Origin of the sequence: Kribbella sp. VKM Ac-2568 (assembly GCF_004345365.1) — a bacterium.
GTDB lineage: Bacteria > Actinomycetota > Actinomycetes > Propionibacteriales > Kribbellaceae > Kribbella > Kribbella orskensis.
Genome location: NZ_SLVF01000003.1, coordinates 558,351 through 580,382, shown reverse-complemented (window position 1 = coordinate 580,382; position 22,032 = coordinate 558,351). Strand labels below are relative to the sequence as shown.

The 22,032-nt window shown below is 67.8% G+C and carries 21 protein-coding genes and 2 pseudogenes; 13 read left to right on the top strand and 10 right to left on the bottom strand.

Annotation, left to right across the window (positions count from 1 at the left end; genetic code table 11):
- The first annotated feature begins 295 nt into the window (after positions 1 to 295).
- The 3 genes from EV648_RS10185 to EV648_RS42535 are packed head-to-tail and all read left to right on the top strand — an operon-like array spanning position 296 to position 869.
- Entirely contained in the window at positions 296 to 478 is a 183-nt protein-coding gene (locus tag EV648_RS10185) for a hypothetical protein (protein ID WP_132288131.1), read from the top strand.
- Positions 424 to 696 (top strand): endonuclease/exonuclease/phosphatase family protein, encoded by a 273-nt coding sequence (locus EV648_RS45150; RefSeq protein ID WP_370452704.1) that lies wholly within the window; start codon positions 424 to 426, stop codon positions 694 to 696. Before EV648_RS10185 ends, EV648_RS45150 begins: the two co-directional genes overlap by 55 nt.
- Positions 693 to 869 (top strand): hypothetical protein, encoded by a 177-nt coding sequence (locus tag EV648_RS42535; RefSeq protein WP_158293957.1) that lies wholly within the window; start codon positions 693 to 695, stop codon positions 867 to 869. Before EV648_RS45150 ends, EV648_RS42535 begins: the two co-directional genes overlap by 4 nt.
- Here the strand turns inward: EV648_RS42535 and EV648_RS10180 are convergent.
- On the bottom strand, positions 866 to 1,417 hold the full coding sequence (locus EV648_RS10180) for a TetR/AcrR family transcriptional regulator (RefSeq protein WP_132288128.1): 552 nt from the start codon (positions 1,415 to 1,417) through the stop codon (positions 866 to 868). The genes EV648_RS42535 and EV648_RS10180 overlap by 4 nt on opposite strands.
- 78 nt (positions 1,418 to 1,495) lie before the next feature.
- On the opposite strand from EV648_RS10180, the gene EV648_RS10175 reads away from it, so the two are divergent.
- The 3 genes from EV648_RS10175 (at position 1,496) to EV648_RS10165 (ending at position 4,104) form a co-directional block, all read left to right on the top strand.
- A complete protein-coding gene (locus EV648_RS10175) occupies positions 1,496 to 2,158 on the top strand; it encodes a 1-acyl-sn-glycerol-3-phosphate acyltransferase (RefSeq protein ID WP_132288125.1) in 663 nt (220 codons plus the stop codon).
- 137 nt (positions 2,159 to 2,295) lie between these two features.
- The gene (locus EV648_RS10170) at positions 2,296 to 3,234 is read left to right on the top strand and encodes a nitroreductase/quinone reductase family protein (RefSeq protein ID WP_370452709.1); all 939 of its coding nucleotides are present in this window, start codon (positions 2,296 to 2,298) and stop codon (positions 3,232 to 3,234) included.
- A 63-nt stretch (positions 3,235 to 3,297) separates the two neighbouring features.
- On the top strand, positions 3,298 to 4,104 hold the full coding sequence (locus EV648_RS10165; RefSeq protein WP_132288119.1) for an MBL fold metallo-hydrolase: 807 nt from the start codon (positions 3,298 to 3,300) through the stop codon (positions 4,102 to 4,104).
- Here the strand turns inward: EV648_RS10165 and EV648_RS10160 are convergent.
- The 4 genes from EV648_RS10160 to EV648_RS10145 all read right to left on the bottom strand — a co-directional run bounded on the left by EV648_RS10160 (position 4,093) and on the right by EV648_RS10145 (position 8,131).
- Positions 4,093 to 4,596, bottom strand: coding sequence for a nucleotidyltransferase domain-containing protein (locus tag EV648_RS10160; RefSeq protein WP_132288116.1), 504 nt, complete (start codon positions 4,594 to 4,596; stop codon positions 4,093 to 4,095). The genes EV648_RS10165 and EV648_RS10160 overlap by 12 nt on opposite strands.
- A 254-nt stretch (positions 4,597 to 4,850) precedes the next feature.
- Positions 4,851 to 6,233: a sugar ABC transporter substrate-binding protein gene (locus EV648_RS10155; RefSeq protein ID WP_199234521.1), complete on the bottom strand. Its 1,383-nt coding sequence runs from the start codon at positions 6,231 to 6,233 to the stop codon at positions 4,851 to 4,853.
- A 10-nt stretch (positions 6,234 to 6,243) separates the two neighbouring features.
- The gene (locus tag EV648_RS10150) at positions 6,244 to 7,200 is read right to left on the bottom strand and encodes a carbohydrate ABC transporter permease (protein ID WP_158293956.1); all 957 of its coding nucleotides are present in this window, start codon (positions 7,198 to 7,200) and stop codon (positions 6,244 to 6,246) included.
- A 10-nt stretch (positions 7,201 to 7,210) separates the two neighbouring features.
- Positions 7,211 to 8,131, bottom strand: coding sequence for a carbohydrate ABC transporter permease (locus EV648_RS10145; protein ID WP_132288114.1), 921 nt, complete (start codon positions 8,129 to 8,131; stop codon positions 7,211 to 7,213).
- A gap of 185 nt (positions 8,132 to 8,316) precedes the next feature.
- Between EV648_RS10145 and EV648_RS10140 the strand changes: the two genes are divergently transcribed.
- Positions 8,317 to 9,498 carry an ROK family protein gene (locus EV648_RS10140; RefSeq protein WP_158293955.1) on the top strand — a complete coding sequence of 394 codons (1,182 nt, stop codon included), beginning with the start codon at positions 8,317 to 8,319 and terminating at the stop codon, positions 9,496 to 9,498.
- A gap of 86 nt (positions 9,499 to 9,584) precedes the next feature.
- Here EV648_RS10140 and EV648_RS10135 read toward each other — a convergent pair whose 3' ends face one another.
- Together EV648_RS10135 and EV648_RS10130 are read right to left on the bottom strand one after the other, a co-directional pair.
- Positions 9,585 to 11,003, bottom strand: a complete 1,419-nt coding sequence (locus tag EV648_RS10135) for an FAD-binding oxidoreductase (protein ID WP_132288108.1) — start codon at positions 11,001 to 11,003, stop codon at positions 9,585 to 9,587.
- 107 nt (positions 11,004 to 11,110) lie between these two features.
- On the bottom strand, positions 11,111 to 14,305 hold the full coding sequence (locus tag EV648_RS10130; RefSeq protein ID WP_132288105.1) for a BTAD domain-containing putative transcriptional regulator: 3,195 nt from the start codon (positions 14,303 to 14,305) through the stop codon (positions 11,111 to 11,113).
- Positions 14,306 to 14,465: 160 nt separating this feature from the next.
- On the opposite strand from EV648_RS10130, the gene EV648_RS10125 reads away from it, so the two are divergent.
- Entirely contained in the window at positions 14,466 to 15,359 is an 894-nt protein-coding gene (locus EV648_RS10125; RefSeq protein ID WP_132288102.1) for a methyltransferase domain-containing protein, read from the top strand.
- A gap of 74 nt (positions 15,360 to 15,433) precedes the next feature.
- On the opposite strand, the gene EV648_RS10120 is transcribed toward EV648_RS10125, so the two are convergent.
- Positions 15,434 to 15,706, bottom strand: a complete 273-nt coding sequence (locus EV648_RS10120) for a GlsB/YeaQ/YmgE family stress response membrane protein (protein ID WP_132288099.1) — start codon at positions 15,704 to 15,706, stop codon at positions 15,434 to 15,436.
- A 221-nt stretch (positions 15,707 to 15,927) separates the two neighbouring features.
- Here EV648_RS10120 and EV648_RS43970 point away from each other — a divergent pair.
- The 4 genes and pseudogenes from EV648_RS43970 to EV648_RS10105 all read left to right on the top strand — a co-directional run.
- Positions 15,928 to 16,098 (top strand): annotated as a pseudogene (locus tag EV648_RS43970) (DUF899 family protein); the annotation flags it as partial.
- A 52-nt stretch (positions 16,099 to 16,150) separates the two neighbouring features.
- Positions 16,151 to 16,527: pseudogene (locus EV648_RS43965) on the top strand (DUF899 family protein).
- Positions 16,528 to 16,667: 140 nt separating this feature from the next.
- The gene (gene htpX, locus EV648_RS10110) at positions 16,668 to 17,564 is read left to right on the top strand and encodes a zinc metalloprotease HtpX (RefSeq protein ID WP_132288096.1); all 897 of its coding nucleotides are present in this window, start codon (positions 16,668 to 16,670) and stop codon (positions 17,562 to 17,564) included.
- Positions 17,565 to 17,566: 2 nt separating this feature from the next.
- The gene (locus tag EV648_RS10105) at positions 17,567 to 18,130 is read left to right on the top strand and encodes a hypothetical protein (protein ID WP_132288093.1); all 564 of its coding nucleotides are present in this window, start codon (positions 17,567 to 17,569) and stop codon (positions 18,128 to 18,130) included.
- 229 nt (positions 18,131 to 18,359) lie between these two features.
- Here the strand turns inward: EV648_RS10105 and EV648_RS10100 are convergent, their stop codons facing one another.
- Together EV648_RS10100 and EV648_RS10095 are read right to left on the bottom strand one after the other, a co-directional pair.
- Positions 18,360 to 19,382, bottom strand: coding sequence for a DUF4331 family protein (locus tag EV648_RS10100; RefSeq protein ID WP_132288090.1), 1,023 nt, complete (start codon positions 19,380 to 19,382; stop codon positions 18,360 to 18,362).
- Between the two features lie 264 nt (positions 19,383 to 19,646).
- Positions 19,647 to 20,903 (bottom strand): MFS transporter, encoded by a 1,257-nt coding sequence (locus tag EV648_RS10095; protein ID WP_132288087.1) that lies wholly within the window; start codon positions 20,901 to 20,903, stop codon positions 19,647 to 19,649.
- 56 nt (positions 20,904 to 20,959) lie between these two features.
- On the opposite strand from EV648_RS10095, the gene EV648_RS10090 reads away from it, so the two are divergent.
- The gene (locus EV648_RS10090; protein WP_132288084.1) at positions 20,960 to 21,919 is read left to right on the top strand and encodes a DUF5937 family protein; all 960 of its coding nucleotides are present in this window, start codon (positions 20,960 to 20,962) and stop codon (positions 21,917 to 21,919) included.
- Positions 21,920 to 22,032: the final 113 nt, after the last annotated feature.

Genomic DNA, 22,032 nt, shown 5'->3' with positions numbered 1-22,032 from the left:
CGCAGGTGCTCGCCCCGCCCCGGGCGAGCACCTGCTGGGGCCCCCTCCACAATCACCGGTGGTCCCGAAGAAACACCGGAGCGTCCACTTGCCCCCCTCAAGACCAGGCCGCTCAACCGTTTATCGTCACAACCTGAAGGGCGTTACAGCTTTCGTCCGGCCTTTTGCTGACTTTCCGGACGATTTCTGCCGGATCAGCTAATCCACCGCATTTCTGCTACCCGTCGAGTGCGGTTGTTGACTATCCGTAGCGGAATTAGGGGAAGTCCGCGTGCCGGATTGTTTCGCCGGCCGCATGGGCACCCGATGGGCGATGCGAGTCCTCACGCTGAATGTCCAGAACGACGGCCACGGCACCGTGATCGCCACCCGGTGGCCGCATCGCGTGGTCGAGGTTGTCGAGCACCGCGGCGATCCGCATTGGTGGACCTGGCCGTTGTTGTGGAGATTCCCGGCCGCGGCGACCAGTTGTTCGTAGTACCGACGACGCCGTGGCGGTTGGAACACGAAGAAGCACGTGAGAAACAAGCGCACGACATCACGGATCTCGACGCGCGCCACCGCACTGAGTTGCCGACAATCGTGGCCGGCGACTTCAATGCCGGACCTTCTTCGCCGACCATCCGCTATCTCACCCATACTTCGACGACGCGTGGGCTGAGGCGGGCGACGGACCCGGCTACACGTGGACTGTGAACAACCCGGTCGCGGCGCTCGAGATCGACCGTCTGCTGGGCGATCCCACTCATCGGCGCCGGGTCGATCACATCCTGACCCGGGCGCCCGTCTTGTCGGTCCAACTGGTCGGCGATCGCCCGGTCGATGGCGTCTGGCTCAGCGACCACTACGGCGTACTGGCTGAGCTCTAGGACAGGTGCGCGCGGACCATCTTCGGGACCAGGTGCTCGACGCCGCCATCCGGGTAGACCAGGTCCAGGGTGTGGGCGGCGCGCAGCGTGGCCAGGCCGTGCAGGTTGGTCCACAAGGCGATGGTCCGCTCGCGGGCGTCCTGCGGAACCGCCTCTTCCACCAGGGCGATGATGGTCCCGAACAGTGGCACCGACGTCTGCCGCAAGTTGCCCCCGGCCCCCGCCAGCAGGTCGTGCCGGAAGATCAACTCGAACATCGCCGGCCGCTCGGCAGCGAACTCCAGATAGCTGAGTCCGAGGCGAACCAGTCGCTCCTCGGCTGGTTGGTCGCCCTCCGGTGGCGTCATTCGCGCGGCCAGATCGGCGAGCCCGGTGGCCGCGATCGCCGCCAGCAGCGCGTTGTGGGTGGGGAAGTAGCGCCGCGGGGCGCCGTGCGAGACGCCGGCCCGCCGGGCGATCGCGCGCAGGGTGAGCTCGGCCAGGCCGTCCTCCTCGAGGAGTTCGACGCCGGCCGCGACCAGCCTTTCGCGCAACGGGGAGCTGTCCACGGTAGACATTGTCTACCCGGATCAGGTAGACAGTGTCTACGACGCGCCGTAGACACTGTCTACTTCCTGGAGGCTTCCGTGTGGTACTGGCTGTTCAAGTACGTCCTCATCGGCCCCGTACTGCGGGTCCTCGGCCGGCCGACGATCGAAGGCGCGCACCACCTGCCGCGATCCGGGCCGCTGATCCTGGCCGGCAACCACCTCGCGGTGGTGGACTCGTTCTACCTGTGTCTGCTGGTGAAACGGCGGATCACCTTCGTGGCCAAGAACGAGTTCTTCACCACCGGCGGGCTCAGCGGCCGCCTGCTGCGCGGGTTCTTCAGCGCCAGCGGGCAGGTGCCGATCGACCGGTCCGGCGGCCGCGCGGCCCGGAACGCGCTGGACGCCGCGACCGCGATCCTCGAAGCGGGTGGTGTCTGGGGGATCTACCCGGAAGGCACCCGCTCGCGGGACGGCCGCCTCTACCGCGGCAAGACCGGCACGATGCGCGTCGCCCTGGCCACCGGCGCCCCCGTCGTACCGGTCGTTGTCAAAGGCACCGACCAGGTCAACCCGGTCGGCTCCCGCCGCTGGCGTTTCGGCCACGTCCACCTGATCATCGGCGAGCCCCTGGACCTGACCCCCTACCTGAACCGTCCGATCAACCAGCAGGTCGTCCGAGCCGCCACCGACCACCTCATGCACACCCTCCAGCACCACTCCACCCAGGAGTACGTCGACTCCTACGCTGAGGCTTCCTGAGTTGTGGGTTCTTTCTGACCTGGTTGGCGTTTATGCTCTTCGGGTGACTGCCGGGTCGGCCTTGGGCCAAGAAGAGTTTGGGTACCCGGCTGCGCTCTGAGCGCCGGCAGGGCCGCTAGAGGCCCGCCTTTCCTTGTATCGCACGGGTTCTGCCGTGCTGTCGTGAACTTCCAGCCTGCCGCGCTGCCGGCGGCTTCCCGTCCCGTACTTCCCTACGGGCATTTCGTCGTGCCCGGAATCCAGCGAGAAAGAACAGCGTCCTGAACAATTTCACCCAGCAGATCATCGAGGAATTCCGTGCCAATGCGGGGCGGGTCGGTGGTCCCTTCGACGGGGCCCGGCTACTCCTGCTCACCACGACCGGGGCGCGCTTCGGCAAGCCGCATACGACCGTCCTGGGCTACTACCCGGATACAGCGGATCGGGTTCTCGTGGTCGGCTCGGCAGGTGGCGGGGCCAAGCACCCCGACTGGTACCACAACCTCCTTGCCAACCCACGCGCCACCGTCGAGACCGGCGTCTTCACCTACGAAGCCGAAGCCCTTGTACTGCGGGACGCCGAGCGCCACGAGACCTTCGCGCGATTGGCTGAGGCGGATCCCGGCTGGGCTGAGTACCAGTCCAAGACCACCCGGATCATCCCGGTGGTTGCACTCACCCAGGTCGCCGGTGGTCCGCCGAATGCGGGCTCGTTCGGTGCGGCGCTGCGCCTGATCCACGGCGCGTTCCGGCGCGAGTTGGCCCTGGTCCGGCGAGAGGTCGCGTCGTCCGGCCCAGGCATCGGCGCACAGCTGAGGATCAACTGCCTGACGCTCTGCCGGGGTCTGCACATTCACCACACCTTCGAATCCGGAGGCCTCTTCCCGTCGATGCTGGAACGCCACCCTGAACTGGCAGCCACCATCACCACCCTCGAAGCCGAGCACGCCAAGATCGCCGGGCTGCTCGAGGCACTGCAGACCCTCGTGTCCACACCGAGCACCACCTCGGTGCTGGCCGCGGTCGACGAGCTCATCACGGAATTGACGCAGCACCTCGACTACGAAGAGGAGCAGTTGATCCCGCTGCTCGACTGATTCACCACCTCGGGCTGATCGTCAGGTAGGAAGGAGGTCTGACGATCAGCTCGAGGAGTTTCGATGCAACTCGGTGCGATGCAGGTGCACGCGATCAGCGACGGCACGTTCAGCGTGCATCCGAAGTACTTCGGTGCGGAGGTGCCGGATGACGCGCGGCCGGAGTTCTTCGCGCGGGACGACAAGGCCTGGCTGCCGATCGGGTGCTTCCTGATCCGGTCGGACGACCGGGTGATCCTGGTCGACGCCGGCCTCGGACCGGACCAGGACGATCTGCCGCACGGCATGCGGCTGGTCGGCGGGCAGTTGTTCGTCGGACTGGGTGCGCTCGGAGTGGGGGCCGGCGACATCACGGACGTCGTCATCACGCACTTCCACACCGACCACGTCGGCTGGGTGTTCGACCTCGCCGCGGAGCCGGTCTTCCCGAACGCGATGATCTGGTACGGCGCCGCCGACTGGGACTACTTCGTCAACGGACCGGGCGACATCCGCCCCCACATCCGCGACGGATTCCTCACCAACGCCCCGCGCCAACGCCCCCTGACCCACGACACCACCGTCGCCCCGGGCATCACTGCCATCCTCACGCCGGGCCATACCCCAGGCCACCTCAGCGTCTCCCTCACCTCCGGCCCCGCCCACCTCCTCCTGCTCGGCGACGCCATCACCTGCCCCATCCAGCTGGCCGAGCCCACCTGGCGCTCCTTCGGCGACGTCAACCCCACCCTCGCCCACCAAACCCGCCACCGCCTGTGGTCCACCCTCCAGAACACCCCCGGCCTAGGCGCCCACTTCCCCACCCTCACCCCCGGCCAGGTAGTCCCCGCCTCAACACCTCACTGGGAATCCCGCGACCTACTGCGGTAGCTCCTTCAGCAGCTCGAGATCGTGGTGGTCCTGAGGCCTCAGCTCGTAGCCGGCGTGGGTCCGGAACTGAGTACTCAACGGCATGCAGCGGATGGCCCGACCGCCGATGCGCCCGGCAACTGGCGGCGGGATGTAATAGGTGTTCCCGTCGAACTCGGTTTGCTCGGTACCACCGCCGGCAACCGGCGTACTGGGATGCAGATCAACCCGATGCCCTTCCGCGTGGGTCAACTGAACGGTGACCTGCCTGTACCGGTCATCGGTGACCAGGTAGCCGACGGTGCCGAGCAGGTCGATAGCTGCACCGAGGTCGGGGCGGACGATTCCGAGGTCCAGGTCGCCGTGGTCACGAGTCTGGTACCCGACCAGGGCGTCGACGCCCCAGCCGCCGTCGACCCAGACGTCGAGACCGGCATCGGTCAACAGGCTCAGCAGGGTCAGCGCGCGATCGGCGGACATGATCGGCGGAGGAGGCGGCGCGTCGAGACCCATCCCGCGGACGGTAGCTGATGTTGCGGCGCGTTTCCGCGGATCACGTCGGCATGTCCATGGACTACCAGCGCTCGCAGCAGACCATCACCCTGTTCCAGGGCAGCACCCAGCTCGGTAAGGGAACGGGAACCGTGGTCGGCGGAACGGCGCCCAGCGAGGGCGACCTGCCGTACAGGTTGGTGGTGGACAACAGTCGCGACACCCTTGCCCGGGCGGCTCTCCCTCCAACGAGCCGCCCGGGCGTCACGGGTGCACTACTGGGCGACTTTGAAGAGGTCGTTCAGTTGGCTGTTGAGTTTGGTCAGCGAGCCGACCGGTTCGCTGCCGATGTAGACCGCGTCGAAGCGGGGTGCCATCAGGGCCGCGATGTCGGCGGCGTTCGTCGTCACCGGGAAGAGGAACGTCGTCTTGTCCTTCACCTGCTGGGTGAACGGCGTGACGTCGAGCTTGCGTTCGTTCTTGTTGTAGGCGATGGCCAGGTCCGTACCGGCCGGACGGGCCGGGAAGACCACGCCGGACTGGCCGACGATGTTCTGGCACTCCGCACCGGACAAAAACTTCACCCACTTCGCCGCACTCTCGGGCTGCTTCGACAAGGTGGTGACGGAGTCGGCGAGACCGTTGAACATCGACGCCCGCTTGCCGCTCGGTCCGATCGGGGTCGGCGCGAGCCCGATCTCGAGTTTCTTGCCGGCGGCATCGGTGAGCTTGGTGAAGGTCGAGATCATCCACGAGCCGCTGAGCCCCATCGCGGCCGTGCCGGACTGGATCTGCTTGTCCGTGCCGATCGCGTTGGCGCCGCCGATCTCCTCGTAGCTGGCCATGTACCCCTTCTGCACGAGCCCGAAGTACCAGCTCAGCGTGTCCTGCAGTTCGGGCTGGTCCAGGTTGAACTGGGTGCCCCAGGGGTTCTTGTCGGTGGCCTGCCAGCCCGCGCTGCCGGTGAACGCCGACCACTGGGTCTGACCCCAACCGCCGCCGCCCGAGCCTTCGGACGCGAGCCCATGCGTCTTGACGCTGGTCCTGTCGAAGCCCGGCTCGTCACCGCGAACACCCTTGGTGTCGATGGTGAGGTGCGCGACGAGCTTCTCGAACGTGCCGCCGTCCTGGGCGTTCCAGGTCAGGCTCTGCAGGTCGGCGGGATCCACGCCCGCTGCCTTCAGGGCGGCAGCGTCGTAGAACATCGCGATCGTGTCCCAGTCCTTCGGGGCGCCGTACCGCTTGCCGTCCTGGCCTTTCCAGAGCTCGGCCAGGCCCTCCTGGTAGTCGCCGTCCTTGATGTCGCTGGTCGGCGCGAGGTCGTCGAGCGGCCGGAGCACCTTGAGATCGACGTACTGCGCGAACTTCGACAGGTGGTCGGTGAAGACGTCAGGTGCCGTGTCCGCGATGAACCCGGCCGTGAGCTTGCTCCAGTAGGCGTCCCACCCGTACTGCGAGATGTGGATCTTCAGGTCGGGGTTCTGCTTCTCGAAGGCGTCCGCGCACTTCTGGTATCCCGGCTGCTGCGCGGAGTCCCACAGCCAGTACTCGATCGTCCCGTTCGCGCTGCCACCACTCGTACCGCCACAGGCGGCCAGGGCGGTGACGGTCACCAGGGCGACGGCCGCAGTACGGATTCTTTGCCGGAAGGTGATCATCGGTGCCTCCTCACTTGATCCCGCTGAAGCCGATGGAGTTGACGATGCGCTTCGCGAAGAGCATGAACAGCAGCAGCATCGGAATAGCGGCGACCAGGGTGGCCGCCATCAGGCCGGCCCAGTCCGGGCCGGTCTGCGGGGTCTGCGACTTGAACACCCCGAGCGCGACGGTGAGGACGCGCGACCTGTCGGTGTAGCTGACCATCAGCGCCCAGAAGTACTCGTTCCAGGCGGCGATGTAGGTGAGGATCGCCAGCGTCGTGATCGGCGCCACCGACATCGGCAGGATCAGCCGGAAGAAGACCCGGACCTTGGAGGCGCCGTCCATCAGCGCGGCCTCCTCCACCTCGCGGGAGATGCCGAGGAAGAACTGGCGCAGGAAGAACACCGCGAACGGTGTCATGAACATCGTCGGCAGCGAGATCCCGAGCAGCGTGTCCACCAGGCCCAGCTGCTTGATCAGCACGAAGTTCGGCAGCAGGGTGAAGATCGCCGGAATCATCAGACCGCCGAGGAAGAAGGCGAAGACCTTCTCACGGTGCCGCCACTGCAGCCTCGCGAAGGCGTACGCCGCCATCGCGGAGAAGAACACCTGGCCGACGGTGATGAGGGTGGCGACGACGACCGAGTTGAACAGGTAGCGCCAGAAGTTGATCGCCTGTCCGGCGCCACCGGCATCGATGGCCTCCTGCCCGGTCTGCAGGCCGAAGACCCGCTCGAATCCGCCGGCCGAGGGTTGCACCGGCAGCAGGCTGTCGGACCCGGCGTACAGGGCGTTGTTGCTGGAGAGCGCGGTACGAAGCATCCAGTAGAAGGGGAACAGGCTGACGAGGATCACCAGGATCATGAAGGTCCACGCCAGCGCGCGGCCGAAGTTGAAGCTCCGGCTCTCGGGTGGCGGCGCATCCCGCCGTACTGCGACGTCGGGCGCGGCGGTAGCTACCGTCGGGGTGATGTCGGTGGTCATGGTCGCCTCCTCAGGCCAGGTCGGACGACTCGGCCCGGCTGAGCCGGTACTGGACGAAGGTGATGATCACCAGGACGACGAGCAGCGCCACCGACATGGCCGACGCGTAGCCGAACTGGAAGCGGCTGAACGCGACCTCGTAGATGTAGTACTGCAGGACCCGGGAGGAGTCGACGGGTCCGCCGCGGGTCGCGATCGCGACGGTGTCGAAGACCTGGAACGAGCCGACCACGGTGATGATGAGGACGAGCGAGAGGATCGGCCGCAGCAGCGGGACAGTGATGCTGCGGAACATACGTACTTCGCTCGCCCCGTCGATCCGCCCGGCCTCGTAGACGGTCTCCGGGATCATCTGGAGACCCGCGAAGATCAGCAGCGCGGTGTAGCCCACGTGCCGCCAGACGTTGATGAACGCGATCGTCGGGATCACCCAGGCTTCGGAGGACAGGAACGGGATCCGTTCCAGGCCGAGTCCGGCGATGATGTTGTTCGCGATGCCCAGCTGGTAGTCGAGGATCCAGAGGAAGACCATCGCAGCCACCACGTTCGAGACGAGGAACGGCGTGAGCACGATGCCGCGCAGCCAGGTCCGCTGGGTCAGCCGCTGCATCATCACGGCGATCACCAGGGCCAGGACGGTCTGGAATCCGATGTTGAGGACGACGTAGTACAGCGTCACCTTCATCGCGTTCCAGAAGACCGGGTCCTGGACCATCCGGACGTAGTTGTCCAGGCCGTTGAACTCCGGCGGGGTCAGCAGGTTGAACTTGGTGAAGCTGAGATAGATCCCGCGCAGCGTCGGCCAGATCAGGAAGACCAGGAAGCCGATGGTGGCCGGAAGGATGAACAGCAGGGCGAGTCGGGTGTCGTCGTGTGGACCGTTGCGGGCGCGGCGGAATCTCGCCGGCCGGGCGGGGATCGTGGTGGCCATCGTGGCTCCTTCACCGGGGAGTGCTGCCTGCCAGCAGGTGCCGGTCGCTCACGACGGGGCCAGGTCGGAGGGCGGTCGGCGGTGGTCCGAACATGGGTCGCTCCGAACCTCAGGTATTTGCAGTCAGATTGAAAATAATGCATGCTGGCGAGTGTGACAAGGGTCACGCCCGTATCCTTTGGCAGGTGGTAGCGACGAGCACGTCCGCGCGGAGGGGAACCGGGGGAGAACTGTCCGCCGGCGAGCTCGCCGTGACCCGGCAGCTGCTGATCCACGGACCGGCCACCCGCGGCGACCTGGGAGACCGACTCAACCTGTCCTACGCGTCGATGTCCCGGCTGGCTCGCTCGCTGATCGGCGGGGGGATCGCCTCGGAGGATCTGGAGCCGCCGTCCGCCGTCGGCCGGCCGCGGCAGATCCTGACCGCCGTACCCGGTGCTCGCCATGTCGTGGGGTGCAAGCTCACCTCGGACACGGCGTACGCCGTCGTGTGCGACATGTTCGGCGAGGTCAGCGCCACCGCGCGTGCGGCGCTACCCGCGGCGGTGGACGGCGTCGTACCGGTCGAGGCGACGGCGAAGATCGTCGCGCAACTGGCCACCAAGCTCGGCCGGAAGGTTCCCTCGCTCGACGGGATCGGCGTGACCGTCGGCGGGGTGGTGGTCGACCGGACCGTGGTGCAGGAGGGCACGTTCCTCGGCTGGCGCGACGTCGACATCGGTACGCCGTTGCGTGAGCGCACCGGGCTGCCGGTGATCGTCGCGAACGACGTGGCTGCCTTGGCTCGCGAGCAACTGTGGTTCGGCGCGGGGCGGACCCACTCGACCTTCGGGATCATCACCGTCGGCGCCGGGCTGGGCTTCGGCGTCGTGCGTGAAGGTGTCGCCGTCGAGCAACTCATCGACAACGGCCACCTGCTGGCGCATGCCCCCATCGACACCCGCGGCCCACGCTGCAGCCTCGGCCACCCTGGTTGCGTCGCCGCCTACTTGAATCGCGAAGACGTCGAGGCACAGGCCTCCGCCGCGGCCGGCCACCCAGTCACCTTCGACGATCTGGTCCGCGCTCGCGCCTCGGGCGACCCAGCGGCTACAGAGCGGCTGAACGCCGCGGCACGGGCCCTGGGCCACCTGATCGTCACCTTCGCCGGCGCCCTGCAGACGACGTGCATAGTCCTGGCCGGCGAGGACCTGGCCGCCTTCACCGGCTCGGCCCCCCTCAACGAAGTCATCGACGACCGCCTCCGCCCAGGACCCACCGAATCCCAGCGCTGCAGCCTGGACATCCTCACCACCCCGCTGACCTTCACCGACTGGGCCCGCGGCGCCGCCGTCACCGGCATCCAGAACGCCCTCGGCGCGCACTGATCCCGGGACGGAGGACGCCGGGGCGGCTCCCCCCGAGCGGGAGCCGTCCCGGCGTTGTTGTGCCTACGGTTGCTGGACCTTCCGGGTTAGCGACCAGGCGCGGCCGACGGCGTGATGTTCTGGTTGAGCCGGAACAGGTTGGTCGGGTCGTAGCGGTCCTTCACCGCCACCAGCCGGTCGTAAGTGGACGACGGGTAGGACGCGCGCACGCTTTCCTCGCTCCCCTCCCCGGTGAAGTTCACGTACGACGCCGCGTCCGGTCCGAGCCCGGCGGATGCCGAGCGGGCCCACTGGGCGACCTCGTCGAAGCCGTTCCCGTCGGGCGTCCGCGCCACCGCGTTGAGGATGAACTCGTGGTCGCGCGTACCGAAGGCCGTGCCGTCCGCCGGTACGCGGCCCATCGCGCCGCCGAGGTGGTGGACGTGAAGCTCGGACACACCGTTCGGCACCTGGGTGTGTGACGAGACGAGCGCGTCGACGGTCTTCTCACCGAGCTCGGTGAAGAACGCCGACCGGAAGTAGTTCCACATGCCCCGCGGGAAGAGCGGATCGAGCAGTGTCTGCATCGCGTTGTACGGCATCGGGCCGAACAGATCGGCCACCACCGGCGCCAACGTGCGGAACGGCCGCGTTGCCTCGTCGCCGTCCTCGGTCTGCCCCGACCACATGCCCAGTACTGCGACGATCGGCTTCCCGTGCACGTCTTCCGGGAGGAACGGCAACGGTGGCGCGGTGGTCAGGTTGACCGCCAGCGACAGCTCGTCGGGTGCGTGGGCTGCTGCCTCGCCGAAGCCACGCAGTACGCGGGCCGCCTCGTCGCCGGGGTAGAAGACCAGGCCGGCGAAGACGGTGGGGCCGACCTCGTGCGCCTGGAACTCGAACGACGTGACGACGCCGAAGTTGCCGCCCCCGCCGCGCAGAGCCCAGAGAAGCTCCGGGTTCTCGTCCTCGCTGGCATGCAGGTACTGGCCGTCGGCGGTGACGATGTCGGCGCCGACGAGGTTGTCGCAAGCGAGTCCGCACCGACGGACCAGCCAGCCGATCCCGCCACCGAGGGTGAAGCCGGCGACACCCGTCGTCGACACCAGGCCACCGGTGACAGCCAGCCCGAACGCCTGGGCCTCGGCGTCGACGTCTCCCCAGACACAGCCGCCCTGCGCGACGATGCGCTGACGGTTCGGGTCGACCCGGACCGCGTTCATCGGCGACAGGTCGATCACCAGGCCGCCGTCGACCGTCGAGAAGCCGGGGATGCTGTGGCCGCCGCCCCGGACTGCCAGCGAAAGGCCTTCGCTGCGGGCGAATTCAACCGCCCGGACTACGTCGGCAACTCCGTGGCATCGCACCACGAGAGCCGGTTTCTTGTCATGCGCGGCGTTCCAGATCGACCGGGCTTCGTCGTACGAAGGGTCGGTCGGGCGGACCAGCTCACCACGCAGTCCTTCGGCGAACTCGCCGAGCGTGGCTTCCCCCAGAGTGTCCTGCCGCGTTTCCGTCGTTGTCATTGCCTACTCCTACTCGTCGTACCCCCAAGGTGTTTCCTTGACCAGCACGACGCTAGGAAGGCGGCCTTCGCAGCGGCTTAGCGCGACTTAGCCGGTCGTGAGCGGCGTCAGGGTTGGAGCTGCAGGGCGGCTGCCCGCGCCGTACCGATGCGGCAGCCGAGCCGGGCGAAGATCTCGGCCGCCGTACGGCCCTGCCTGGCCAGTACTTCGGAGTCGCCGTCGTCGCGGGCGAGTTCGGCGGCAAGGAGCCGCGCCCAGGCCTCGAGTCGCAGATATCCCTGCGGGTGGAAGGCCTCCACCGCTTGTTCGGCGAGCGCCCGGGCGGCCTGCCGTTGACCGGCGAACAGCTCGACGATGACGAGATCCAGCAGCGCTCCCGCCACCGCGGGCACATCGTCGACCGCCTCGCCGCGGTCGAGGGCGATGCGGGTGAACCGGCGTCCCTCGCCGGGATCGCCGGCGGCCGCGGACAGCAGTCCGAGGTTGGCGAGGGTCAAGTTCTCCCCGCGACGATCTCCCAGTTGCTTGCGGATCCGCAGGGCTTCGCGCAGATGCGTCTCGGCCGGCTCGAACAGGCCCCGGTCGCGCTCGATGCACCCCAGATGGTTGAGAGCGTGGCCGAGCCCCACTGTGTCGTCGATGTCGGCGAACCCGTCGACAGAGCGACGTACGGCCGCGAGGGCACTGTCGAGGTCTCCCGTGAGCCGGTATACGTCAGCGGATGCCGACAAGGCGTAGCCATACGCCTGCACGGCGCTGACCCGCCGGCCGAGCAGAAAGGTCTCCTCGAACACCGGAACCAACGTTCCATCCACTGGCATGAGCGGCAGGCAGATCGTCACGGCTGGGAAGAAGGGGACAGCGGTCGCGTCGATCAGACTCAGCCGGCGAAGACATTCGTCGAATCGCTGCTGTGCCGGCTCCACGTCTTCGCGGAACAACGAGACCATGGCGGCAAGCCCCTGGGCGGCAGCGGCCACCGGCGCCGCTCCGAGCGAGTCCGCATCGGCAATCGCTGCCGTGGCGGTCCGCTCGACCTCGTCGAGGTCTGTGCTGCTCAGCAGCAGGGTGCCGCGAAGGACCCGGGCGGCCACGACGTGGGAGGGGTCATCGGACTGCTCGGCGACAGCGACGCCCTCGTCTCCCAGGCCCGGGAGTCTCTCGCTCAAACCACTCCTCGCGTCCAGGGTCGCCAGCGCGAACACTGCTCGAGCCCGCGACCGTGAGGGCTTGACGGCCACTTCGAGAATGCGTTCGAGCCAGTCCGCTCCTTCGACGAAATGCCCTCGCGCCAGCCAGTACTGCGAGAGGCTCACTCCGAGCACCAACGCCTGGTCTGGGTCGTTCCGCAGCGCCCAGCCGAGGGCGGCGCGGAGGTTGTCGTGGTCGACGTCGAGCAGTTGCGGGCGTTCGACGACGACGCTGACCCGCTCGGGGTCCTGATCGAGCGCGAGCTCCAGGAAATGCGCGCAGTGTGCGGCCTCCAGTGACTCCGCCTCTCCTGCTGCAACGAGTCGCTCCCGGGCGAACTGCCGGATGGTCTCCAGCAGGCGGTAGCGCGAGCGGGGACCGTCGTGATCGACCAGCAAAAGGGATTTGTCGACCAGGCGGCCAAGGCAGTCCAGCACATCCGGGCCGGGAATCCGCTCATCCGCGCAGACCTGCTCGGCTGAGGGAAGCGAGAAGCTGCCAGAGAAGACCGCGAGGCGGCGCAACAGCACCTTCTCATCGTCCGAGAGCAAGGCGTGACTCCACTCGAGCGCGGCCCGCAGCGTCGCGTGCCGGGTGATCTCGCCGCGCCGGCCGAGCAGGGGAAGAGCCTCGCTCAGCCGGTCGGCGATCTCCGCCGACTCAAGATGCGACATCCGGGCAGCAGCCAGTTCCAGGGCGAGCGGGATGCCGTCGAGGCGACGGCAGATCTCCACGACGGAGGCCGCATTGTCCAGGTCGAGGACGAAGCCGGGCCGCACGTCCTGCGCGCGGTCGACGAAGAGCCGTACGGAGGAGTGAGTCACGAGCCGGTCCGGGTCGCCGGCTTCCTCGGGCTCCGGCAGTTCGAGCGACGGCACCCGGAAGGTCACCTCACCCGGAACATGCAGAGGCTCCCGACTCGTCGCGAGCACCGTGACGCCGGGGCAGTTGCGCCGTACGGCGTTGGCGAGTGCGGCACAGGCGGCGAGGAGGTGCTCGCAGCTGTCGAGCACGAGCAGGAGGTTGCGTGTTGCCAATTGGGCGACCAGCGTTCGCAGCGGGTCGGAGCCCGCGCCGGGATCAAGCCCGAGTGCGGCGGCGACGGTGTCGGCGACGAGGTGCGGGTCGGCCACCGGCACCAGGTCCGCGACCCAGACTCCGTCGGGGTAGGCGGGGAGCAGCCTGCGCGCCGCCTCCTCTGCGAGCCGCGTCTTGCCTGCACCGCCCACGCCAGTCAGGGTGACCAGCCGGCCTCGTTCGAGGAGGCGGTGGACATCGCTGATCTCGCGCTCGCGGCCGACGAAGCTCGTCAGTGCGGGGATGAGGTTGTGCCGGGGTGGTTGCGTGGGCTCCTCGACCTCGATGCTGTCGGTGAGCAGGTCGCGGTACATGCGTTGGGTCTCTGGATCGGGGTCTGTGCCGTACGTCGCGGCCAGATCGCCGCGCAGCCGTTCGTACAGGGCCAGGGCTTCCGATCGCCGGCCCATCGCGGCATGGCGGCGCATCAGGCTTCTGACTGCGCGTTCGTGTAGTGGGTCGATGGTCAGTGCGCGCTGGAGTGCGTCGAGTGCTTCGATCTCGCTGCCGGCGTCGGGATCGGCTGTTGTGGCTGTGTCGGCGAGGTCGACGAGGAGGTCGCAGAAGGCGTGGCGGAGTTCCTCGCGCGGCTGGGTGGCCCAGTCCTCGAAGCGGTCCTCGGGGAGCAGGTCGCCGGTGTATGCAGCCACCGCGGCACGGAGGTCGGCGAGGTCACCGCTGGCCCGGCCATGCGCCGCCAGTTGCTCGAAGCGCCGTACGTCGACGTCGACCAGACCGTCGGCGCACAACGCCACGACATCGTCACGCAGCTCCAGTAGACCGTTGGTCGGTCTGTCGTCGGCGAGCACCCGGCGGGCGACATGCAGTGCCTGATGGAGATTGTTGACGGCCGACATCGGAGTACGGCCCGGCCACAGCGCGTCGAGGAGGACGTCGCGGTGCAACCGCTGGTCACGCTGCAGTGCCAGCAGTTTGACGAGCGTGCGCGCCTTCCGCAGCCGCCACGCCCGGGCATCGACAGGCCGGCCGTCCTGATCGACGCCGAACCCACCGAGTAGCCGAATCTGCACCATCGACCTCCCCCTGTCGAAGGGTGACACATCGCGCCCGCCTCAGGCGGACCTTTTTCGGCGAGAGGTGCTCCGGGGCGGGGTGCCGCGGTGGGCATAATGGCGCGCACTACAGTCGCGGTCTCGCCCTCGTCGGGGTGAGACGAGAGAGCGGGTTTTGTTGATGAGCGATGGACCGGGGTCGGCCAGGGTCGCCTGCATCATGTGTGCGACGAGCGGGCCGTTCCGCCCTCGCACGGCGAAGGACGGCTACGGGATCGAGGAGTGTCCGGAGTGTGGGCTGGTGCAACTCGTGCCTACCCCGACTGCGGAGACCCTCCGCGCACTCTATGAAGAGGAGTCGTACTTCGGCGGAGAGGGTTCCGGCTACTCGCAGTACGAGAGTCAGGAGACCGAGTACCTGGCCACGTTCCGCGAGGACGTGCGGCGGATCGCCGAGTTCGTGCCGCAGGGCAGGATCCTCGAGGTCGGCTGCGGGTACGGGTACTTCCTGAAATGCGCGCTCGACGCCGGCTATGACGCCTACGGGATCGACCTCTCACCGGCCGCCGTCGAACGAGCCGCCGAGTTGTACCCCGGCCGCGTGTTCCACGGGCTGCTCGAGGAGGTGCCTGAGATCGAGGGGCAGACCTTCGACGTCATCTTCGCCTCGCACTTGATCGAGCACATCACCGACCCGGCTGCCTTCCTTCGCACCGCGGCCCGCTTCCTCCGCCCAGGCGGCCTTGTCGTCATGGTCACCCCCAACATCAAGAGCCTCCTGGCCCGCGTCTCCGGCCGCCGCTGGGTCTCCTACAAAATCCCCGAACACGTCAGCTATTACGACCCTCAAACCATCACCGACCTGCTGTCCCGCACCGGCTTCACGGTCAGCGCCGTCGACCCGGCGTACCAGTACTACGCCGTCCCGTTCGTGACCTCCCGAGTCCGCGAACTCCTCCACCCCGTGTCCCGCTTGGTGCCACCTGTCGAACGCCTTTCGCTCCTCCGCGAGCGTCGCATCCGGGTCACCAGCGGATCCATGCGCGTCCTGGCGGCGCGCAACGCCGAGGCCTGAGTCTCGCGAGACCCCGAACGAAAGCTGGGCCGGTCGCCTGTGCAACCGGCCCAGCTTGTGTTTCGCGCCGTGCTTCAGACCCGCCTGGACGTGTTCCTGCCGGTCAAAGTGGATGCGGCGACGACGAGAACGGCCGCGACCAGGATGGCCACGAGCCAGCGCACCCAGTCGATACCGGCGCTGCCGTTGCCCCCGAACGCGGTGTAGATGAACCATCCGATGATCACACCGCCGATGCCGCACAGGATCGTGAGCCAGATCGGGATGTTGTCCTTGTTGCCCGGAGCGACGAACTTGCCGAGCAGTCCGATGATGATGCCCGCGACGATTACACCGATGATCTCCATGTCCCTGTCTTCCTTGTACCTCAACTGTGCGGCGCTGTGCCTCACAGCACGGCGAGGTACCCATGCCGAGAAACCGACAAACGGTCCGAAGTCCGTGGGTTACTCGGTCGCTGTCCGGGAGATCTGTTGAAGCCCTGAACTGAATAGCCGGGTCCGTGGACGGGAACCAGTTCGATGGTGAGCAGGCCGTGCCGGAACGAGACCAGTTGGGAGTGGTCGGGATGACGATCGGGAACCTGCCTGAGGTGGTGTCGCGCGAGGAGTGGCTCGCCGCCCGCAGGGAACTGCTGGCGAAGGAGAAGGAGCTGACGCGCGCCAGAGACCGGCTCAACGCGGACCGCCGTCGGTTGCCGATGGTCCGCATGGACAAGCCGTACGTGTTCGAGGGCCCGGACGGAAACAGTGAGCCTGCTCGACCTGTTCGAGGGCCGGCAACAACTGGTGATGCACCACTTCATGTACGGCCCGGACTGGGACCAAGGCTGCCCGAGCTGTTCCTCCGCCGCCGACGGGATCGGCCGATTGAGGCAACTGCACGTGCGCAACACGACACTCGTCGCGGTCTCCCGAGCGCCGTACGGGAAACTCGCCGCTTTCCGCTCCCCGGCATCAGCACCTTCCTGCGCGTCGACAACGAGGTCTTCCACACCTACTCCACCTACGGCCGAGGCATCGAAGAGTTCCACAACGGCTACCACTACCTAGACCTGACCGCCCTAGGCCGCCAAGAACCCTGGGAAGAACCCCAGGGCCGCGCAACCCCCCTCGGCCTCCAGGTAGGCGGCCCCGCCATGCGCCTCCCCGACGAGTACGACACCTGACCCCCGGGCTGTCCGTTGTTCCGGACGCGCGGCCGCCAACGCGAAGGCGAAGGCGAGCACGTTTTCGACATTGCCTTGGATCCGCGTGGAAAGCTGGACTACGCCTACCAGAAAGCAGCTGTAGATCCCGGGGTGTGCCGATGAGAACCCGCTTCAAGCCCGACCGTGGCCTGACCGGCCGGATGCTGGTCACTACCTTCCTGCTCGGGTTGCTTTATGTCGTCTTCGTCGCCTTGCTCATTGCCCTGACGAAGAGCGCGCTGGTGGCTGTCGTCATCGCCGGCGCGCTGCTGTTCTCGCAGTACTGGTTCTCCGACCGGATCGCGCTTTACGCGATGCACGGCCGCATCGTCACTCCGGAGGAAGCCCCGGAGCTGCACGGAGTGGTCGACCGGCTGTGCGCCCTTGCCGACATGCCCAAACCCACGGTGGCCATTGCCGACGTCGACATGCCCAACGCCTTCGCCACCGGGCGCAGCCCCAACAAGGCGGTGTTGTGCGTGACTACCGGGATCTTGCGTCGGCTGGACGCCAACGAACTGGAAGGCGTGCTCGCGCACGAGCTGTCCCATATCGCGCATCGCGATGTTGCCGTGATGACCATCGCCTCCTTCCTCGGCGTACTCGCCGGGCTGACCACTCGCATCGGCCTCTGGGGTGGCTTCGGCCGGAGCCGTGACCAGAACGCCACGGTGGTGGTGCTGACCGTCGTGCTCGTGTCGGCAGTCGTCTATGCGCTCTCCTTCTTCCTCACTCGAGCGCTGTCCCGCTACCGGGAACTGTCCGCGGATCGCGCCGCGGCCATCCTGACCGGCCATCCCTCCGCGCTGGCCTCGGCGCTGACCAAGGTCAGTGGCGAGATCGCCCGTATCCCGTCCCGCGACCTGCGGCAGGCTGCGGCGTTCAACGCGTTCTACTTCGCCCCCGCGATCGCGCCGGGCCTCAGCCTCTCCTCGCTGTTCGCCACCCACCCGCCGCTGGAGCGGCGTCTCGACCAGTTGGCCGGCATCGCCCGGGAGCTCGGGGAGCAGGGGTAGAGATGGGCCTCCTGGACATCCTGTTCGGCCGGACCAAACCCGTCCCCCCGAATCTCGACCAGCTCTTCGGACTGCCCGCCGCCGCGATCACCCTGCAGACCTCCACCGGGTACCGGCCGACCGGTACCGGCTCGGTGTGTTTCAAGGCCGCCGAGGGCGGCGGATTCGCCGCCCTGCGCGAGGAGGGCGACAGACTGCTCGCCCTGGATGATGGCAAGTACACCAGCCAGACCGACGCCTATGGCTACACGTGGCTGATCCGCCAGGTCGCGGACGACGACCTGGCTGGCCTGGCCACCGACCTGCACGGGGTGAACAGCGCCCTCGTCGACGCCGGCTTCGGCGCCGCGCTGCTGTGCACCCTGATCGCCTTCACCGACGGCACCCACCCACTCGGGCTCGTCTACCTCTACAAGCAAGGCACCTGGTACCCCTTCGCCCCGACCGGCCCGAACCGCCGCGACAACACCATCGAACTTCAGATCAGGTCGGCCCTCGAAAGCGACCTGCGGATCGAGACCGACCTCACCCGCTGGTTCCCGCTGTACGGCGCACCCGGTCTGTGACCCGGCGCGCGGGGGTTTCGGCCGCCGCAGAGGAACAACTGAGACGGAACGACTCCGGGGCGGCTCCCAGACTGGGAGCCGCCCCGGCTTTGTCGCTTCTCTCACAGAGTCGAGACCACGCTCCGACCTGTCTCAGTTCTCCACCCGCACAGGTATGACTTAGGGCTCCCGTGCTCGATCGCCATCGACAGGGGCGCGATGGCGTTACGGGTCCGAGGTCCCCGGTTGGTCACGCTGGAAGAACGTAAGGGAAGTTGCTGTCCCGCAGATGCTCGGATACGGACGGCTTCAGCCCTGAAGGTACCGCGGTGTTGGTGACGAGGGACAGCATTGCCTCGGGCGCGTTGTCGGCCTGCGTCCTGCCGTTGAAGGCGGCGAACCCGTAGGTCGCGGGCGTGCCTACCAGGTAGGGCATGACGTCGGGGAACAGCCGCCGGGCCACGGTCTGGCCGTAGCCCTGGGGGTCATCGGAGGTCCCGCTGGCCGCCACGACGGCGGCGACCTGCTCGCCGATGTACTGGCCCGTGGCGTTGAAGTCTTCGGACGGGTGCCGGGTGTTGGCGGGGTCGGAGAAGTCGGTGTCGTTGGGCCAGAAGATCGGCCACATCATGGGATGCCCAAAGCGGTTGATCTGCCGCCAGCCGCCCGCGTCGGTGGCAAGTTTGGTGGCGCACCACACGCTGGTGCGGGCGCCGGGTCGCAGCTGCGGGTGCTGGTGAGAGACTTCGAGGACGATGGAGTCGACGTGGGTGTTGGCGAAGCTGTTCTTCGCGTTCTCCGGTCGCCATCCCGACAGGTCCGGTGCGGTCCCGTTTGCCACCGCCCCGTTGACAATGGTGAGCAGCGACAGGTCGATGTAGAACGAGTCGCCGACGCGTCCGGCCCAGATCCGGGTGCCGCCCCCGCTGGCCGCCTCGCCGGTTCGGCCCTCCAGCACGAGTTCGCCATCTGCGGAGTCCTCGCGTGCCTGGTCGCCGGTGAGCGCGTGCAGCTGCAGGGCCTGCCGCCCGCCGGAGTCGGCTTCACCGAACGAGACCCGGTAGGTGAGGGCTTCGAAGTCCGCTCCGTCGAAGTGCACCTTGAACTCATAGCGCGCCTCCGGATGGAACCCAGGCTCGGAATGCAGGCCGTTGACGTTGGAGTTGACGTCCATGATGAACACCGTGTTGCCCTCGCCGTGGAAGACGTACAGGTCATCGATGTAGAGCTGGCCGGTCTGGCTTGCGAGCGGGGTGTCGAGGTGATGGGACATGCTGAGTTCCTCCTGACTTGGACCCTTAGGTGCGCCGCTGAGCGCCGGTAGTCCTACTCTGCTCCGTCCATATCGCAGCCGCCAGATCGGTGCGAGCGGGTGCCGGGTGTGGGGTCGGCGTAGCCGATTGCCTGCGACGCGACCGCAGGAGCCGCCCGACACGCGGCGGCTGCGAGCCGGCGAGCGATTGTCCGGGTTCTGTCGGTGTGGTCCTGAGTTCGATCGCCGTACGTCGCAGGCACAGCTGAGCATCGGGTCCTGGCATTAAGTGCGGGCGGGAGTGGTGCCGACTGGCGTGTTGCGCTGATCCCTGCGTGTGGCGGCGTGGTTCGCGACGACCGCGGTTGCGGTGCCGGTGGCTGCGAAGAGTGTGCCGAGCGCGATCCAACCTGGCGTGCCGTGGTCGATCGCGGTTGTGGTGACGACGGCAGGGCCGAGCATCAGGGCGAGTGCGTTGCCGGTTTGGCTGAGGCCTTGGTAGGCGCCGGCGCGAGTGGGGTCGGCGAGTTCGAAGGCCATGCCCCAGCCTCCTGCTTCGCCCTGCGTCTCGGCTGCAGAGGAGGCGAGGGCGGCGAGGAACAGGACGGCGATTGCTGCCGCGGCGCCGAGATGGCCTGCTAAGGCGAAGAGCAGGCAGGCGGTGAGCAGGAGCAGGCCCGCTCGGCGCACTGACCGCCCAGCGGTGCGCAGGTTCTGTGTGCCGCGGGAGGCACGGACCTGGAAGAGCGCTACAAAGGCGGTGTTCACGAGCAGGAGCGCGGATACGACGATGGTCGGGGCGTCGGTGTGGTCTGCCACCCACAGCGGGATCCCGACCGTTGTCAGCGCGAAGTGGACCGCGAGTACCGCGTTGAGGACTGTCGAGGCGACGTACGTGCGATCCCGTAGGGGGGAGCGTCCGCGTGACGCCTCGGCGCTACCGGAGGCGTCCATCCGTGCAGCCAGTCCGGCGACCCTGCGGCGCAGGCCAATCAGTGGGACCGTGCCGAGGATCGTGATCGCGCCGACGAGTACCACCGTTAGGCGGTATGCCATTGTGGTGTCGGCCATCAGAGCCAGTCCCGCGAGCAGGGTGCCGATGCCGATGAGGACGTTCATCACCACCCGCAGCCGGGCGCGGACAGCGACCCGCTCCGGGCCGACGTACCAACGGGCGAGCATCGTCATCTGGGCGGTGCTCTGCAGGCCGCGGGTGGCGGAGACGCAGGCCGCGACCAGGACGAAGCTGACGACGTTGCCGGCGAGGGCGTACGCCAGCAGCGAGGCTCCGTTCGCGGCCAGCGCCCACTGCTGGAGCCGATCGGCACCGCATCGGTCGCTCAGTCGCCCACCGGCGTACGACGCCAGGACGCCGACCCCTCCGGCGAGGGTGAGACCGATCCCGACGACGGCGGGAGACAGGCCGACTCCGCGGGTGAAGTACAGGGCGCTGACGGCGAAGAACATTCCACGGGACAGCGACATCGCGGCCACGGCGGAGGCGAGTGCGCGCTCGAGAGGATCGCGGAGGAGTTCAGGCACCTGACAGTTGTCGCATCCGGAGGTCCTCCGGTACCAACGATGTAGGGTATTGCTTCATGATCGAGTACGAGCTCGCGGGCAACGACCTCGGCGAAGTGCGTTTCGCGATCTCGCCGCTGAACGAGTTGGTCCTCTCCCTGCGGACCCTGCGCGACCCCGGCCGATTCCCGCTTCAACTGCCCTGGCTGCGCGCCACCGGGCCGACGCGTGCCGGGCTCGACCTGGAACTGCTCGGCGCGTTGACGAACGAGTCGCTGTGGACGCCGGACTTCCTCACTCCGCGGCCTTACACACCGCTCGGCAGGATCGACGACGAGTTGGCGGCGCTCACGGGCACACCGGCCGGCGTCGTACGCGCGGATCTGGCGGAGATCCATCCGGCCATGCTCCCACCGGTACTTCGGGGTCGGCCGGACAAGGTGCTCGACCGTGTGCTGGCAGCGCTGCGGGACTACTGGGAGGCCTGTTTCGAGCCGTACTGGGCGCGTATGCGGACAGTGCTCGAGGCCGACGTCGTCTACCGCGGCCGGGTCACGGCGCAAGCCGGTCTCGCGGCGATGTTCGCAGGAATCGACCCACATGTACGCCTCGACGACACCGTCCTCCGGGTACGTCTGCGCAGCGACTACTCCTACCGCACCTCGACCGCCGGTCGCGGCCTGACGCTCACTCCTTCGCTCTTCAGCCGGCGCGGATCGGTGCCGATCTCTCCCGAGGAGCCGCCGCACATCATGTACCCGGCACGCGGTCTCGGAACGCTGTGGGAGACCAAGACGACTACGCCGCCGACCGCCCTGGTGGGCCTGATCGGCCGTGTCCGTGGCCAGCTGCTGAGGCTGCTCGAGACGCCGACGTCGTCGACCGAGCTCGCCGTGCGCCTCGACGTCACGCCGAGCGCGGTCAACCAGCACCTGCGCGCACTGCGCGCGGCCGGCCTGCTCATCTCGGCCCGGCACGGCCGCTCAATCCTCTACCGCCGCTCGGACCTCGGCGACCGGGTCCTCCGCGGGGCGTAGATCATGTTTTCGGCACGCCTGGGGTTCGCGGCTTGATCTGGGCAGCTCGGCGGGAGAGATCTAGAACGGCTCGGACGGCGCGCAGCAGTCCGCTTGAGAGGGTCGTTGACACC